This window comes from Micromonospora chalcea (assembly GCF_028768405.1).
Taxonomy (GTDB): domain Bacteria; phylum Actinomycetota; class Actinomycetes; order Mycobacteriales; family Micromonosporaceae; genus Micromonospora; species Micromonospora chalcea.
Map to the genome: position 1 here is coordinate 1,316,947 of NZ_CP118233.1, position 14,418 is coordinate 1,331,364.

At 73.3% G+C, this 14,418-nt stretch carries 17 protein-coding genes; 9 read left to right on the forward strand and 8 right to left on the reverse strand.

The features are described 5' to 3' along the window. Positions 1-93 precede the first annotated feature (93 nt). The gene (locus PVK74_RS06120) at positions 94-1,083 is read left to right on the forward strand and encodes a tyrosine-type recombinase/integrase (RefSeq protein ID WP_274478453.1); all 990 of its coding nucleotides are present in this window, start codon (positions 94-96) and stop codon (positions 1,081-1,083) included. A 165-nt stretch (positions 1,084-1,248) separates the two neighbouring features. Then, the gene (locus tag PVK74_RS06125; protein ID WP_274478454.1) at positions 1,249-1,707 is read left to right on the forward strand and encodes an Rv0361 family membrane protein; all 459 of its coding nucleotides are present in this window, start codon (positions 1,249-1,251) and stop codon (positions 1,705-1,707) included. Positions 1,708-1,710: 3 nt separating this feature from the next. On the opposite strand, the gene PVK74_RS06130 is transcribed toward PVK74_RS06125, so the two are convergent. The 3 genes from PVK74_RS06130 to PVK74_RS06140 all read right to left on the reverse strand — a co-directional run bounded on the left by PVK74_RS06130 (position 1,711) and on the right by PVK74_RS06140 (position 4,660). Continuing rightward, complete coding sequence (locus tag PVK74_RS06130; RefSeq protein ID WP_369799353.1) at positions 1,711-2,397, reverse strand: thymidine kinase; 687 nt, start codon at positions 2,395-2,397, stop codon at positions 1,711-1,713. An 83-nt stretch (positions 2,398-2,480) separates the two neighbouring features. Further along, the gene (locus PVK74_RS06135) at positions 2,481-3,872 is read right to left on the reverse strand and encodes an MFS transporter (RefSeq protein WP_043324045.1); all 1,392 of its coding nucleotides are present in this window, start codon (positions 3,870-3,872) and stop codon (positions 2,481-2,483) included. 20 nt (positions 3,873-3,892) lie between these two features. Beyond that, entirely contained in the window at positions 3,893-4,660 is a 768-nt protein-coding gene (locus tag PVK74_RS06140) for a glycerophosphodiester phosphodiesterase family protein (RefSeq protein ID WP_064446492.1), read from the reverse strand. Between the two features lie 88 nt (positions 4,661-4,748). Here PVK74_RS06140 and PVK74_RS06145 point away from each other — a divergent pair, with 88 nt between their 5' ends. Together PVK74_RS06145 and PVK74_RS06150 are read left to right on the forward strand one after the other, a co-directional pair. Further along, complete coding sequence (locus PVK74_RS06145) at positions 4,749-5,192, forward strand: helix-turn-helix domain-containing protein (protein ID WP_262419216.1); 444 nt, start codon at positions 4,749-4,751, stop codon at positions 5,190-5,192. Beyond that, complete coding sequence (locus PVK74_RS06150) at positions 5,185-5,553, forward strand: DUF4180 domain-containing protein (protein WP_166457442.1); 369 nt, start codon at positions 5,185-5,187, stop codon at positions 5,551-5,553. The genes PVK74_RS06145 and PVK74_RS06150 overlap by 8 nt, the downstream gene beginning before the upstream one ends. 115 nt (positions 5,554-5,668) lie before the next feature. On the opposite strand, the gene PVK74_RS06155 is transcribed toward PVK74_RS06150, so the two are convergent. Both PVK74_RS06155 and PVK74_RS06160 read right to left on the reverse strand, forming a co-directional pair. Next, positions 5,669-6,298, reverse strand: a complete 630-nt coding sequence (locus tag PVK74_RS06155) for a flavodoxin family protein (RefSeq protein ID WP_274478455.1) — start codon at positions 6,296-6,298, stop codon at positions 5,669-5,671. Between the two features lie 62 nt (positions 6,299-6,360). Then, positions 6,361-7,131 carry a lysophospholipid acyltransferase family protein gene (locus PVK74_RS06160; protein WP_064445965.1) on the reverse strand — a complete coding sequence of 257 codons (771 nt, stop codon included), beginning with the start codon at positions 7,129-7,131 and terminating at the stop codon, positions 6,361-6,363. 177 nt (positions 7,132-7,308) lie between these two features. On the opposite strand from PVK74_RS06160, the gene PVK74_RS06165 reads away from it, so the two are divergent. Next, positions 7,309-8,721: a cytochrome ubiquinol oxidase subunit I gene (locus PVK74_RS06165; RefSeq protein WP_043324038.1), complete on the forward strand. Its 1,413-nt coding sequence runs from the start codon at positions 7,309-7,311 to the stop codon at positions 8,719-8,721. A gap of 17 nt (positions 8,722-8,738) precedes the next feature. Next, positions 8,739-9,737, forward strand: coding sequence for a cytochrome d ubiquinol oxidase subunit II (gene cydB / locus PVK74_RS06170; RefSeq protein ID WP_069089654.1), 999 nt, complete (start codon positions 8,739-8,741; stop codon positions 9,735-9,737). 63 nt (positions 9,738-9,800) lie between these two features. Here the strand turns inward: cydB and PVK74_RS06175 are convergent, their stop codons facing one another. Together PVK74_RS06175 and PVK74_RS06180 are read right to left on the reverse strand one after the other, a co-directional pair. Continuing rightward, positions 9,801-10,487, reverse strand: a complete 687-nt coding sequence (locus tag PVK74_RS06175; RefSeq protein WP_064446491.1) for a hypothetical protein — start codon at positions 10,485-10,487, stop codon at positions 9,801-9,803. 65 nt (positions 10,488-10,552) lie between these two features. Continuing rightward, a complete protein-coding gene (locus tag PVK74_RS06180) occupies positions 10,553-11,017 on the reverse strand; it encodes a peroxiredoxin (protein ID WP_274478456.1) in 465 nt (154 codons plus the stop codon). 90 nt (positions 11,018-11,107) lie between these two features. On the opposite strand from PVK74_RS06180, the gene PVK74_RS06185 reads away from it, so the two are divergent. Together PVK74_RS06185 and PVK74_RS06190 are read left to right on the forward strand one after the other, a co-directional pair. Next, the gene (locus tag PVK74_RS06185; RefSeq protein WP_043324033.1) at positions 11,108-11,500 is read left to right on the forward strand and encodes a YciI family protein; all 393 of its coding nucleotides are present in this window, start codon (positions 11,108-11,110) and stop codon (positions 11,498-11,500) included. A gap of 19 nt (positions 11,501-11,519) precedes the next feature. Then, the gene (locus tag PVK74_RS06190; protein ID WP_274478457.1) at positions 11,520-12,740 is read left to right on the forward strand and encodes an RNA polymerase sigma factor; all 1,221 of its coding nucleotides are present in this window, start codon (positions 11,520-11,522) and stop codon (positions 12,738-12,740) included. Between the two features lie 6 nt (positions 12,741-12,746). On the opposite strand, the gene PVK74_RS06195 is transcribed toward PVK74_RS06190, so the two are convergent. Further along, on the reverse strand, positions 12,747-13,580 hold the full coding sequence (locus tag PVK74_RS06195; protein ID WP_274478458.1) for a patatin-like phospholipase family protein: 834 nt from the start codon (positions 13,578-13,580) through the stop codon (positions 12,747-12,749). A gap of 75 nt (positions 13,581-13,655) precedes the next feature. On the opposite strand from PVK74_RS06195, the gene PVK74_RS06200 reads away from it, so the two are divergent. Further along, a complete protein-coding gene (locus PVK74_RS06200) occupies positions 13,656-14,384 on the forward strand; it encodes an SDR family NAD(P)-dependent oxidoreductase (protein WP_069089648.1) in 729 nt (242 codons plus the stop codon). The last annotated feature ends 34 nt before the right edge of the window (positions 14,385-14,418 follow it).

Below are 14,418 nucleotides of genomic sequence, written 5' to 3' on the forward strand. Positions count from 1 at the left end.
GACGCGGGGGAGGCCGGAGCGCCGGCCGACCCCGCGTTGTCGTACCAGCGCGCCTGATCGCCAAACCATCCGCGGGCTGAGAGCCTTTCTCACATGCTTCGCCCCGAGGTGCTGCCGCGCGCCCGCACCGCCGCCCTGCCCGCCGGCCCGGCCGACGTCACCGAGGCGTGGCTGCGCAACCGGCGGCTGTCCGAGCACACCCGCGACGCGTACCGCCGCGACGTCACCGGCTGGCTGACCTGGTGCGCCGAGCGTGGGCTCGACCCACTGCGGGCCACCTTCCTCGACGTCAACGCCTACGGCCGGGAGCTGGAGTCCACGCCGCGCGGGCGCGACGGCCGGACGCTCACGCCGGCCACCGTGGCGCGCCGGCTGTCCGCGTTGTCGAGCTGGTACGACTTCCTGGCCAAACTGGGCGCGGTGACCGCCAATCCGGTCTCGGCGGCGGACCGGCCCCGCGTCGACCGGGACCACTCCGCCACCGTCGGCCTCACGCCGGAGGAGGTCGACGCGCTGATCGCCGCCGCCGAGACGGACACCGGCCCGACCGCCGCCCGCAACCGGGCCGCCGTCGCGCTCCTGGCCGACCTGGGGCTGCGGGTGGGGGAACTGGTCGCGCTGGACGTGTCCGACCTGGGCACCGAGCGCGGTCACCGCAGCGTCCGCTTCGTCGGCAAGGGCGGCAAGGTACGCCGTCGCGCGCTCACCCCGGGCACCGCGTACGCCCTCGACGCCTACCTGACCGCGCGGGCCGAGGCGCAGGGCGTGACGGTGCCGGAGCTGGCCGGTCCGCTGCTGGTCACCGCGACCGGCGGCCGGCTGGACCGGCATGCCGTGTTCCGGCTGGTGCGCCGCCTCGCGCAGCGCGCCGGGATAGCCGCCTGGGCGAAACTGTCGCCGCACTCGCTGCGCCACGCGTTCGCCACCACGGCCCGCTCGGAGGGGGTGCCGCTGGAGGACGTGCAGGACGCGATGGGGCACGCCGATCCGCGTACCACCCGCCGCTACGACCGGGACCGGCACAACCTGGACCGCGACCCGGCGTACGCGATCTGGGCGGCCCGCGCCCGCCGTCGCGGCTGAGCCGTCGCGCGGACCGGTCAGCCCTGCGGGCGGGGGCAGAGGCAGAACGGCTGCCCGATCGGGCGTACCGGCAGTCTGCCGCTCCCCCCTGACGTCTTCGGCCCGTCACGGGCGCGCGGCGCAACCGCCTGCGCGGCGCGTTCCGGTTGCCTACCGTCGACGGTGATGGGCAGGCAGCAGGAGTGGCACCACACGGCCCGGCGGCGCCGGCCGCTACGCGCGGGCGTGCTGATCGCCGGTCTCGGCGTGGGCACCTGCCTGATCGGGGTGGCCGGGCTGGCGGTGTGGAACGCGCAGGTGGTGCTCCAGTCCGACGGGCCGGTCCGGGAGACCGCCGACAGGTTCTTCCGCGACGTCGCCGCCGGGGACACCGACGCGGCGTACGAGCGGCTGTGCGCCGAGGCCCGGGGTAGGTGGAGCAAGGCCGGCTTCGGCAGTTGGGTGCGTACGCCGCCGCAGGTCAGCGGCTACGAGATCGTCGACGTGTCGGTGGCGACCCGCGCCGGCAAGCCGACCGGGACGGTGATCGTGCGGATCAACCGTGACGGCGGCGGCAGCGAGGAACGTGAGTTGCCGATCGTGTCGGAGGGCGGGTCGTGGCGGGTGTGCGGGGACCCGTTCTGAGGCTCAGGCGCGGGGGCCGAGGTCCCCGGAGCGGTAGTGCCGCCGGCACAGCACCTGGTAGCGCACGTCGGCGGTGTCCACGGTGTCGCCGATGACGACCTGGGCGCCCTCGCGGACCACCGCGCCCTGCACGACCCGGGCGTTGAGCAGCCCTTCCCGGCCGCACCAGCACAGCACCTCGACCTGGATCCGGGCCACCTCGTCGGCAAGTTCGAACAGCCGCTGCGCGGCCGGGAACAGGCAGGAGCGGAAGTCGGTGGCCAGCCCGAAGGCGTAGACGTCGACGTCGAACCGGTCGACCAGTTCGGCCATCTGCTCGACGTGTTCGAGGTTGTAGAACGACGCCTCGTCGCAGATCAGGTAGTCCACCCGTACCCCTTCGGCCCAGGCGTCGCGGACCAGGTCGCGCAGGTCCAGGTCGTCGGTGACCTCGACGGCCTCGTGGGCCAGGCCGATGCGGGTGGTGACCTGCGGGCCCAGCGAGCGGTCGATGCGGGTGGTGACCAGGCCGCGGCGGCCCTGGCGGGCGTGGTTGTGGTTCATCTGCAACGCCATGGTGGACTTGCCGCAGTCCATCGGCCCCCAGAAGAACTTCAGGGCGGCGGCGTGCAGCGGCCGACCGTCGACGCCGCGGGCGGCGGCGCAGCCGGCGGCTCGGTCGTCGCCCGGCCCCGGCAGGGGACGGGCCAGGCAGGTCGGGGCGGCGTCGTCGGTCACGTCGGGGCAGCCTAGTCCATCGACGCCGCCGGATCCGGTCCGCGATGATCGACCCGTCAGAGCACCCGGGGCGGGGTGTTGCCGGCGGCGATGATGGCCCGGCGCATCGGCACGGCGGCGAGCAGCGCGAAGCCGACCACGAAGAAGATCAACAGCGACACCAGGCCCACCCGGTACGACGAGGTCAGCTGGAACACCAGGCCGAACGCCAGCGGGCCGAGCCAGCTGGTGCCCTTGTCGCTGATCTCGTAGAAGCCGTAGTACTCGCCTTCCTTGCCGGCCGGGATGAGCTGGCTGAACAGCGACCGGCTCAGCGCCTGGCTGCCGCCGAGGACCAGGCCGATGCAGCCGCCGAGGATCATGAACGGCACGGGCGCCTCGGCCGGCAGCCGGAACGCGGCGATGATCACACCGGTCCAGAGCACCAGCGACAGCAGCACGGTCTTCCAGGCGCCGATGCGCTTGGCGAGCGCGCCGAGGGCGAGCGCGCCGCCGAACGCGAGGAACTGCACCAGCAGGATGGTGACGATCAGCGTGCTCTGGTCCAGTCGCAGCTCCTCGGTGCCGTACTGGCTGGCCAGGGTGATGACGGTCTGGATGCCGTCGTTGAAGACCAGGAACGCGAGCAGGAAGAACAGCGTCAGCGGGTACGTCTTGAGCTCGCGCAGGGTGCGCCCGAGCTGCCGGAACCCGTCGGTGAGCACGTTGCCGCCCGCCTGCAGGGCGGCGGCGGTGGGGTGCTCGCGCAGCCAGCGCAGCGGGACCAGGGTGAACGCCGCCCACCACACGCCGGCGGACACGATCGACCAGCGGGCCAGGTCCAGCGTGCGCTGGGCGTTGCCCTCCTCGCTGAGCATGGTGACGGCGACGAGGTTCAGCGCGAGCAGCAGACCGCCGCCGAGGTAGCCGATGGCCCAGCCGCGGCTGGAGATGCCGTCGCGCTCGTCCGGGCCGCCGAGTTGCGGCAGGAACGAGTTGTAGACGACCACGGCGGCGCCGAAGGAGATGTTCGCGACCAGGAACAGCGCGCCGCCGAGCAGGTAGCGCTCACCGGTGACGAACGCGAACGCGATGGTCGCGCCGGCGCCGGTGAAGGCCGCCGCGGCGAGCAGCCGCTTCTTGTGCGCCGACCGGTCGGCGATCGCGCCGATCACCGGCAGCACGAACACGGTGAGGAAGACCGACAGCGAGATCAGGTACGGGTAGAACGAGCCGGCGGCGACCTTGACGCCCAGCGGGTACACGGCGCCGTCGCAGCTGTCCGCGCCCAGTTCGCAGCCGGCGGCCAGCTCGGTGACGGTGGTCAGGAACGGCCCGAGGAAGACCGTGATGACCGTGGTCTGGAACGCGGAGTTCGCCCAGTCGTAGAAGTACCAGCCGGTGCGCTCGCGGCGGGTGCTGCCCGGTCCGGCGGGGTCGGCGACGGCGGGGGTGACCGTATCGGCCATCGGGGGTCGTCCTCGGGGGGTCAGGCGGCCCAGTGGCCGCGGCTGCGGTAGACGTCGCGGAGCACGCTGACGTGATCGGTCATGATGCCATCCACACCAAGATCAAGTAAGTGGTGCATCTGGGCGGGTTCGTCGATCGTCCAGACGTGCACGTGCAACCCGATCCGGCGGCAGTACGCGAGGAACCGCCGGTCCACCACCGGCACCCGCCCGAAGGAGACCGGGACCTGCGCGGCGACCACGGACGGGGGCAGCCGCACCGGTCGCCCGTGCAGCGAGGCCAGCCGCAGCCGGGCCACGCCGCGCATGCCGAGGCTGGTGGCGACCGTCGGGCCGGCCAGCGCGCGCAGCCGCGACAGCCGGGCGTCGCTGAACGAGGCGAGCAGCACCCGGTCACCCGCGCCGGCCCGGGTGACGGTGGCGACCGTGGGCGCCACGCCGCCGTCGGACTTGACGTCGATGTTGAACCGCACCTGCGGCCAGGCGTTCAGCACGTCGTCCAGCCGGGGCACCAGGGCGGCCCCGCCGACGCGCACCGAGGTCAGGTCGGCCCAGCGCAGGTCCGCGATGCGACCGGGCTCGCCGGTGACCCGGCGCAGCGTCGGGTCGTGGAAGACCACGGGTACGCCGTCGGCGGTGGCGTGCACGTCGGTCTCCACGTACCGGTAGCCCAGGGCGACGGCACGGGCGAACGCGGCGGCGGTGTTCTCGTCGCCGTCGGCCGCGCCGCCGCGGTGGGCGAACGCCAGCGGCGCGGGCGCGTCGAGGTAGCCGTGACGGGGCTGCACGCGGGCAGTATGCCCGGCCCGGGTGGCGCGCACATGGCCGGGCGATGAAATTACCTATCGTTCCCTATCGTGACTAGGATAGGGTGCGATGAGTAACGACATGTATTCGGTTGAGCAGGTCGCTGACCTGCTCGGGCTGCACGTGCGCACCGTGCGCGGCTACATCCGATCCGGGCGGCTGCGGGCCACCCGGATCGGCAAGCAGTACCGGATCGCGCGCGCTGACCTGGACGCGCTGACCGGCCGGCCGGCCGTCGCGGCCACCGGACCGGCGGCGGAGGTGTCGAGCGTCCTGCGGCTCGACGGCGTCGACCGGGCCGCCGCCGACCGGCTCGCGACGCTGGTGCTGGCCGGCGTGAACACCCACCACGACCCGGACCGTCCGCTGCGGGTGCAGACGGTCCACGACGAGGAGCGGCAGCGCATGACCATCATGATCCTGGGCGACCTCACCGCCACCGCCGACCTGCTGCGCCTGGTCGACGGGGTGCTGGGCGGCGGCAACGACCTGCTCGGCGGCGGCCGTGACTGACCTGATGCAGGAGCGCGCCGGCGTGGCGGTGCTGGTCTGCGATCCGGACGGCCCGCCGATCGCCACCGAGCGCGACGCGCTGGACCTGATCGGCGCGGCGTTCCTCGGCGCGACTGTGGTGGCGGTGCCGGCCGAGCGGCTCGACCCCGGCTTCTTCACGCTCGGCACCCGCTTCGCGGGCGAGGTGATGCAGAAGTTCGTCAACTACCGGCTGCGCCTGGCGATTGTCGGCGACATCTCCGCGCACCTGGAGCGCAGTGGCGCGCTGCGGGCGCTGGTGGCCGAGTCGAACCGGCACGACCAGGTGTGGTTCGTGCCCGACCTGACCGCCCTCGACGCCCGCCTGCGCGCCACCGGCTGACCTTCGCCCCGCCTCGCTGATCTTGCACTTGCGGCCCTCGTCGGGGGCGATTGGCCCGGTTTGCCGGGGCACCAACCGCAAGATCGGCGGAGCAATGGGGCGCGGGAGTGGCGGGTCAGCTGCCTGCGTCGCGGGTTCCCGGCGGCGGGTAGGGCTGCTCCGCGAGCAGCCGGGCCAGGTGGGCGCTGTTGAGCGCCAGCGCGGCGGTGGTACGGCCGGTCGTGTCGGGTTTGGGGCGGGCGTCGACGTAGTCGGTCTTGTGCAGCGCCTCGCCGACCCAGTAGGTGGCCCCGGCGGCCGGGCAGGTGAACCCCACCTCGTTGAGGGCCTGCTGCACCTCGGCGATGGTGTGGTGCGCGCCGTCCTCGTTGCCGACCACTGCCACCCCGCCGACTTTGCCGTAGGTACGCAGGCGGCCCTGGTCGTCGGTCTCGGACAGTTCGGCGTCCAACCGTTCCAGGACCATCTTGGTGACCGACGAGGGCTGACCGAGCCAGATGGGCGTGGCGATGATCAGGATCTGGGCGGCGAGCAGCTTGGCGCGGATGGCGGGCCAGCCGTCGCCGGCACCCTCGTCGACGGCGACCCCGAAGCGCACGTCGTGGTCGACCACGCGGACGATCTCGCCGTCGACACCCTGATCGGCCAGCGCGTCGAGCACCTCCTGACCGAGCACCTGGGAACTGGACGTCGCCGGTGAGCGCTTCAGGGTGCAGTTGAGGACGAGTGCTCGAACAGCGGTCATGGCCGGATCCTCTCCGCCTCGGGATTGCGGGACTTGATACCCGCCTCCGGGGCCGGGATGCGTCAGCCGGGGCGGTGGCGGCGGTGGGCGCGGGCGGTGTCGACCGGCCGGCCCGGGTCGACGTGGCGCGGCAGGTCCGGCTCGTCGGGGCGCAGCGGGACCAGGTCGTCGGTGATCGCGTCGATGATCCGGTCGGTGGCGTGCCGGGCCGCGCCGGGAGAGCCCGACCGCAGGTCGTCGATCGGCACCGGGGCGCCGAAGTGCACCCGGATGGCGGGCCGGCGGACGAGCGCGCGGGCCACCCCACGCAGCATCCCCTTCGGCGCGCGGTACGGCAGTACCTCGTGCGAACCCCACTGCGCCACCGGTACGACGGCGGCGCCGCTGGCGAACGCGAGCCGGGCCGTGCCGGTCTTGCCCCGCTCGGGCCACATGCCCGGGTCGAGCCCGATGCGTCCCTCCGGGTAGACGAGCACCACCGAGCCGCCGGCCACGGCCTGGGCGGCGACCTCCAGCGAGCGGTGCACGGCGGCGGTGCCGCGGTCGACGCGGATGTGCCCGGCGCGGCGCATCAGCGCCCCGATCACCGGGGTGCGGAACAGGCCGCCGGTGGCCATGATCCGTGGCGCGACGTCGCGGACCCGGCAGGCGGCGGCGAGCACGACCGGGTCGAACGGGCTGATGTGGTTGGCGGCCAGGATCAGCGGGCCGCGGCGCAGCGCGTCGGGCACGTCGCCGGTGACCTCCAGCCGGCCGACCAGCCCGACGGCGGCGCGGGCGAGCGTCTGCGCGCCCCGCCACAGCAGCGGCGCGCGCCAGAGGGTGCTGTTCATCAGTGCTGGATGGTCGCACGTGCAGGGGTGGCGGCGGGAGCCGGTGGGGGTCCTCCGGCAAGGGTGATCAGGGTCATTGGTCCCGGGCCGGGTGGGGCCCTGCGGCCCTGCTGCTTTCGCTACGACGCCGAGTAGTATCTACTACGTCTCGTAGTATGCACAGCTGGGGGTTTTCTGGTGGACGCGTTGGACGTCGCCCGCTGGCAGTTCGGTGTCACCACCGTCTACCACTTCTTGTTCGTGCCGTTGACCATCGGCCTGTCCGTGCTGGTGGCGATCCTCCAGACCATGTGGCACCGCACCGGCAACGAGCGGTACCTCAAACTCACCAAGTTCTACGGCAAGCTCTTCCTGATCAACTTTGCGATGGGTGTGGTCACCGGCATCGTGCAGGAGTTCCAGTTCGGCATGAACTGGAGTGACTACTCGCGCTTCGTCGGTGACATCTTCGGCGCGCCGCTGGCCATCGAGGCCCTTGTCGCGTTCTTCCTGGAGTCCACGTTCATCGGCCTGTGGATCTTCGGCTGGGACCGGCTGCCCAAACGCCTGCACCTGGCCGCAATCTGGGCCGCCGCGATCGGCACCAACCTGTCGGCGTACTTCATCCTCGCCGCCAACTCGTTCATGCAGAACCCGGTCGGCTTCCGGATCAACCCGGAGAGCGGCCGCGCCGAGCTGACCGACTTCGTCGCCGTGCTCACCAACAAGGTCGCCCTGGTCACCTTCCCGCACACGCTGGCCGGCTCGTTCCTGGTCGCCGGGTCGCTGATGGTCACCGTCGGCCTGTGGCACGTGATGCGCAACCGCGACAGCGCCGACACCGGCGCGTACCGCTTCGCCACCAAGCTCGGCTCCTGGGTCGTCCTGATCTCCTCGGCGCTGGTGATCCTCACCGGCGACATCCAGGGCAAGATCATGACCGAGGTGCAGCCGATGAAGATGGCCGCCGCGGAGGGCCTCTACACCACCGAGAGCCCCGCCTCGTTCTCCGTGCTCACCGTCGGCAGCCTCGACGGCAGCCGCGAGATCTTCGCTCTCAAGATCCCGTACCTGCTGTCGTTCCTCGGCACCGGCGACCCCAACGGCACCGTGCAGGGCATCAACGACCTCCAGGCCCAGTACGCCAGCCAGTACGGCCCCGGCAACTACGCCCCGATCATCCCGGTCACCTACTGGAGCTTCCGCTTCATGATCGGCTTCGGGCTGGCCGCCGCCGCGATCGCGCTGCTGGTGCTCTGGAGCCAACGCAAGGGCCGCACCCCCACCAGCAAGTGGCTGCTGCGCGCCGGCCTGGTCATGCCCGTGCTGCCGCTGCTGGCCAACTCCTTCGGCTGGATCTTCACCGAGATGGGCCGCCAGCCGTGGATCGTCTTCGGCGAGATGCTCACCCGTGACGGCGTGTCCCGCAGCGTCTCCCTGACCGAGGTCCTCACCTCCTTCACCGCGTTCACGCTCATCTACGCCGTCCTCGCGGTGGTCGAGTTCAAGCTGCTGGTCCGCTATGCCCGCGCCGGCGTCCCGGACGTCACCCCGCAGACCGACGACGACGACACCGACGACGCCGAGCGCCCGCTGGCGTTCGCCTACTGACACCCCGGAGCCCAACCGTGGAACTGACGACCGTCTGGTTTCTCCTCGTAGCAGTGCTCTTCACCGGCTACTTCATCCTCGAAGGCTTCGACTTCGGCGTCGGGATGCTGCTGCCGGTGCTCGGCCGCGACGACCGGCAGCGCCGTGTCCTGATCAACACCATCGGCCCGGTCTGGGACGGCAACGAGGTGTGGCTGATCACCGCCGGCGGCGCCATGTTCGCCGCCTTCCCCGAGTGGTACGCCACCCTGTTCTCCGGCTTCTACCTGCCGCTGCTGCTCATCCTGCTGGCCCTGATCGCCCGCGGCGTCGCCTTCGAGTACCGCCACAAGCGGCCCGAGGCGTCCTGGAAGCGCCGCTGGGACCAGGCCATCTTCTGGGGCTCGGCGATCCCGGCCGTGCTGTGGGGCGTGGCGTTCGCCAACATCTTCCGCGGCGTGCCGCTGGACGCCGACCACGAGTACGTCGGCGGGCTGCTCGACCTGCTCAACCCGTACGCGCTGCTCGGCGGCCTGACCACGCTGGGGCTGTTCCTCACCCACGGCGCGGTGTTCCTGGCGCTCAAGACCACTGGCGACATCCGCGAGCGCGCCGGCGCCCTCGCCGTCAAGCTCGGCGTCGGCACGGCCGTGGCCGCGGTGGCGTTCCTGAGCTGGTCGCTGACCATCCGCTCCAGCGCCGCCGCCGTCGTGCTCGCCGTCGGCGCCGCCCTCGCCCTGCTCGGCGGTCTGGCCGCAGCCAAGGTACGCCGGGAGGGCTGGGCGTTCACCGGCACCGCCGTGGCGATCGCGCTGGCCGTGGCGACGCTGTTCGCGGCGCTGTTCCCGAACGTGATGCCGTCCACGCTCGACGCGGCCGGCACGCTCACCGCCACAAACGCCGCGTCCACCCCGTACACCCTGAAGATCATGACCTGGGTGGCGGTGATCTTCACGCCGATCGTGCTGGCGTACCAGGGTTGGACGTACTGGGTGTTCCGCCGCCGGATCGGGGTACAGAACATTCCGCAACACTGATCGACCTGTGGGCGCAGGGGCGCGGGGCCGGTGCGAGGGGGTCGCACCGGCCCCGCGGGGCGTTCAGCGCGCCTCGCGCAGCTCCGCCAGCCGCGCCTCGATCTCGGCCAGCTCGGCGCGCAGCTTCTCCGCCTGCTGCTCCGCCTCGGCCCGCTCGGCGGCGAGGATCTGCTCCACCGCCTCCTGCACCCCCGGCACGTCCACCAGCGCCACCATCCGCAGCGCCTCGGCCGGCTTCACCACGTACGGCCGGGCCAGCGCCTTCGTGCCCTGCTGCGCGGCCACCGTCCACTCGCCCTCGGCGTACGCCAGCGTCACCGTCAACCCCGGCGGGGTCTTCGGCTTCGCGGCCTTCACCGCCCGCTTCGCCGGCTTCGGCTCCGCCTGCGGCGCCTCGGTCTTTGGCTCCTCCCGTCGTGGCGCCGGCACCCGCGGGGTGTCCAGCACGAACTCCGGCTCCGGCGCGGCCGGCGGCTGCTCCGGTTCCGGCTTCGCCTCGGCGGCCGGACGCCGCCCGGCGCCCTTCGGCGCGACCGCCACGTCGGCGGGGGAGAACGGCAGCTCGTCGCGGCCGAACCGCACCACCACGAACTCCTCCGACGCCTCCGGGTCGGTCAGCTCCACCACCTGCCCGATCTGCCCGGCGATCTGCCCGGCCGCCTCGGTGAACACCACCCGGGGCTTGCGGCCCGCCGCGAGCGCCTCCCGGATCCCCTGAACCTCGTCAGTGGACAAACCCTGACCCGCCATCACGCCCTCTTCCGTACACCTGTTTGACGCAGCCTTGATACCAGCCGGCTGCGACACCACGATGATCAGCCCCCGAGGGCCCGCAACGCCGCGTCGGCGTGCTCGCTCATGCTCAGCTCGCTGCGCACCACGGCGAGGACCCGCCGGTCCGTGCCGATCACGAACGTCATCCGCCGCGTGCTCAGCGGCCCCAGCGGCAGCCGCCGCCGCACCCCGAACGCGTCCGCCACCGCGCCGTCGACGTCGGAGAGCAGCGGATAGTCGAACCCGTGCCGGCGGGAGAACTCCGCCTGCCGCTGCACCGGATCACGGCTGATCCCCACCCGCTGCGCGCCCACCGCCGCGAACTCCGCCGCCAGATCCCGGAAGTGACAGCTCTCCGCCGTGCAGCCCCGCGTCATCGCCGCCGGATAGAAGAACAACACCACCGGCCCGGCGGCCAGGAACTCCGACAGGCGACGCGGCGTCCCCGTCTCGTCCGGCAGCGTGAAATCCTCGACCAGGTCACCGACACCCAACGCGTTACTCATGACGCGAGGATATGTAGACATCGGCGATCCGGCTCCGTCGTACCCGGCGAGCGGCGGGGAGGCACCGCCGCACGACGCGAAGGACCAACAGTGAAGTACGTCATCATGATCCACTCCAACCCGGAGCCGTGGGGCCACCCCACCTCCGAGTATCTGGCCTCCTACCAGGAGCTGCCCGCCGAGGTACGGGACCGGCTCAACGCCGACTTCGAGCAGGTGCTGACCGAGCTGCACGCCAACGGTGAGCTCGTCGTCGGTGAGGCGCTCGCCGACCCCGCCACCGCACGGCTGTACCGGTGGAGCGACGGCGCGCCGCTGGTGACCGACGGCCCGTACTCCGAAGCCAAGGAACACCTCGCCGGGTTCTTCCTGATCGACGTGGAGGACCAGGCCCGCGCCGAGGCCGTCGCGGCGAAGTTCGCCGGCCCGGGGGAGACCGTCGAGCTGCGGCCCCTGATGTGGCCGGGCGGCTCCGATCAGTAGCGCCACAGCGCTGGCGGACGTGTGGCGCCGGGAGGCGCCGCACGTCCGCGCCGCGCTGCTGCGCCGCTACGGGCACCCCGACGCCTGCGAGGACGCCCTGCAGGACGCGGCGGAGGCGGCCGCCGCCAACTGGCCGCGCACCGGCGTCCCCGACGACCCCCGCGCCTGGCTGATCCGGGTCGCCGCGCGGCGGCTGATCGACCGGATCCGCGCCGACGCGGCCCGTACCCGCCGCGAGCGGCTCGACGCGGCCCGGCAACCCGACGCCGGCCTCGTACCGCCCGTCGACGACACGCCGGTGACCGGCGCCGACGACACGATGCGGCTGCTGTTCCTGTGCTGCCACCCGGCGCTGAGCCGCCCCTCACAGGTCGCGCTGACCCTGCGCGCGGTGGCCGGCCTGCGCGTCGAGCAGATCGCCGCCGCCTACCTGGTGCCGGCCCGGACCATGACGCAGCGGCTGAGCCGGGCCCGCGCGACGCTGCGCGAGGCGGGCGCCCGGTTCACCATGCCGCCGCCGCACGCGCTGCCCGCCCGGGTGGCCGCCGTGCTCGACGTGTGCCACCTGGTGTTCAGCGAGGGCTACACCCGCACCTCCGGCGACCAGCTCCTGGACGTCGCACTCGCCGAGGAGGCGATCCGGCTCACCCGCCAGGTCCACACCGCACTGCCCGAGCACCACGAGGTGACCGGCGCGCTGGCGCTGATGCTGCTCACCCACGCCCGGTCGCCCGCCCGCACCGACGCCGCCGGTGACCTCGTGCCGCTCGCCGACCAGGACCGCTCCCGCTGGCGCGCCGACCTGATCGACGAGGGCGTCGCGCTGCTCGGCCGGGCCCTGCCCCACGGCCCGGTGGGCCGCTACCAGCTCCAGGCGGCCATCGCCGCCGCCCACGCCGAGGCCCCGACGTTCGACCGCACCGACTGGCTGCAGATCAGCGTCCTCTACGACATGCTGAGCCGGGTCGCCCCCAGCCCGTTCGTCACACTCAACCAGGCCGTCGCCGTGGCCATGGCGCACGGCCCCGACGTCGGGCTGGCGCTGCTCGGCCCGCTGCTGACCGACCCGGCCATGCGCGGCCACCACCGGCTGCACGCCGTCCGCGCCCACCTGCTGGAGCTGCACGGCGACCCGCGGGCCGCCGCCGAGCACTACCGGCTGGCCGCCCGGCTCACCGGCAGCCTGCCCGAACAGCGCTACCTCAACCGGCGGCTGGCGCGCCTGACCAGCGACTCCTGATCGCGGTCACCGCCACACCCCGGCCACCTCGTCGGCCACCGTGTCGGCCTGGGCGAACCCGGCCCGCGCCGACGCGGCCCGCCGCGCCGGATCCAGCACGTTACGGCCGATCGCCGTGCGTGCCGCCCGGTCCGGCGACACCACCGCCACCCGCGCGCCGGCCGCCCGCAGCGCCGTCACCTGCGCCGACAGCCGCGGCATCGGTCCGACCGCCGCACGGGTCGGCGCCAGCACCACCACCCGCTCGCACCCGGCCGCCAGGTCCGCGTTCACCGGCGACCGGACGCCGCCGTCGACGAAACGCCGGTCACCGATCGTCACCGGCGGCCAGACCCCCGGCACCGCGCAACTGGCCCCGACCGCGTCCACCAGCGGCACCCCGCTGTCCGCGTCGAACACCACGAACTCGCCGGAGGCCGCGTCGACGGCGGTGACCAGCAGCCGCGCCGCCGGCCAGTCCGACGACGGCAGCCGCGCCGCGATCACCGCCCGCCGCGACTGCTCCGACGGGGTACGCGCCGACAACGCCATCGCGCCGATACGCGCCCGGGCCCGCGCCGCGTCCCGGCCCCGCCCACCGGCCCACGCCCAGCGCAACAGCACCCCCGTCCCGAGGCGCGCCGGCACCTCCTCGCGGGGCGGCCGCAGCTGCGCCTCGTACAACTGCGTCACCGGCGTACCCGAACGCACCTGCGCCCCGACCACCGACCCGGCCGACGTGCCCACCACCAGCTCCGCCTCGTCCAACCGCAGGCCGTGCCCGGCCAGCCCGGCCAGCAGACCCAGCTCCCAGGCCACCCCGGTGACCCCGCCGCCACCCAGCACCAACGCGCGCCCCATGTGACAGTCCTCTCCACCCCGGATGGTCCCGCCCACGGTAACGTCGCCCCCACCGCAAGGCAGGGGAGAAGTGCATTGACCTCCGTCACCATCGTCACCGGGGGAGGACGCGGCATCGGCGCGGCCACCGCCCGGCGGCTCGCCGCCGAGGGCCACGACCTGGTCATCGGCTACCGCGCCGACCACACCGCCGCCGAATCCGTGGCCGCCGACGTGCGCGCGGCCGGCCGCCGCGCGGTCACCGTCGCCGCCGACACCACCGACCCGGACCAGGTACGCCGCATCTTCGACGCCGCCGACCGGCTCGGCCCGCTCACCGGCCTGGTCAACAACGCCGGCGTCACCAGCCCGATCGGCCCGTTCACCGACCTGCGCGTCGACGACCTGCGCGAGGTCGTCGACGTCAACCTCATCGGGTACGTGCTCTGCGCCCAGCAGGCGGCCCGGCGGCTCACCCGCGGCGGCGCCATCGTCAACGTCTCCTCCGTCGCCGCCACGCTCGGCTCACCCGGCGAGTACGTCCACTACGCCGCCGTCAAGGCCGCCACCGACACCCTCACCGTCGGGCTCGCCAAGGAACTCGCGCCGCACGGCATCCGCGTCAACGCCGTCGCTCCCGGCATCATCCGCACCACCATCCACGCCCGCTCCGGCGTGCCCGACCGCCCCGACTCCGCCGCCGGGCGGATCCCGATGGGCCGCGCCGGGGAACCCGAGGAGGTCGCCGGCGCGATCGCCCACCTGCTCGGCCCGGACGCCTCGTACACCACGGGCGCGGTCCTGCGCGTCGGCGGCGGGCTCTGACACGACGGCGGCCCGGGGTGTCCGCCCCGGGCCG

Coding starts and splice junctions, on each gene's coding strand:
- PVK74_RS06180 (WP_274478456.1), bottom strand. CDS start 11,017: ATGAGTAACGCGTTGGGTGTCGGTGACCTGGTCGAGGATTTCACGCTG.
- PVK74_RS06135 (WP_043324045.1), bottom strand. CDS start 3,872: ATGGCCGATACGGTCACCCCCGCCGTCGCCGACCCCGCCGGACCGGGC.
- PVK74_RS06125 (WP_274478454.1), top strand. CDS start 1,249: ATGGGCAGGCAGCAGGAGTGGCACCACACGGCCCGGCGGCGCCGGCCG.
- PVK74_RS06155 (WP_274478455.1), bottom strand. CDS start 6,298: ATGACCGCTGTTCGAGCACTCGTCCTCAACTGCACCCTGAAGCGCTCA.
- PVK74_RS06160 (WP_064445965.1), bottom strand. CDS start 7,131: ATGAACAGCACCCTCTGGCGCGCGCCGCTGCTGTGGCGGGGCGCGCAG.
- PVK74_RS06120 (WP_274478453.1), top strand. CDS start 94: ATGCTTCGCCCCGAGGTGCTGCCGCGCGCCCGCACCGCCGCCCTGCCC.
- PVK74_RS06175 (WP_064446491.1), bottom strand. CDS start 10,487: ATGGCGGGTCAGGGTTTGTCCACTGACGAGGTTCAGGGGATCCGGGAG.
- PVK74_RS06145 (WP_262419216.1), top strand. CDS start 4,749: ATGAGTAACGACATGTATTCGGTTGAGCAGGTCGCTGACCTGCTCGGG.
- PVK74_RS06195 (WP_274478458.1), bottom strand. CDS start 13,580: ATGGGGCGCGCGTTGGTGCTGGGTGGCGGCGGGGTCACCGGGGTGGCC.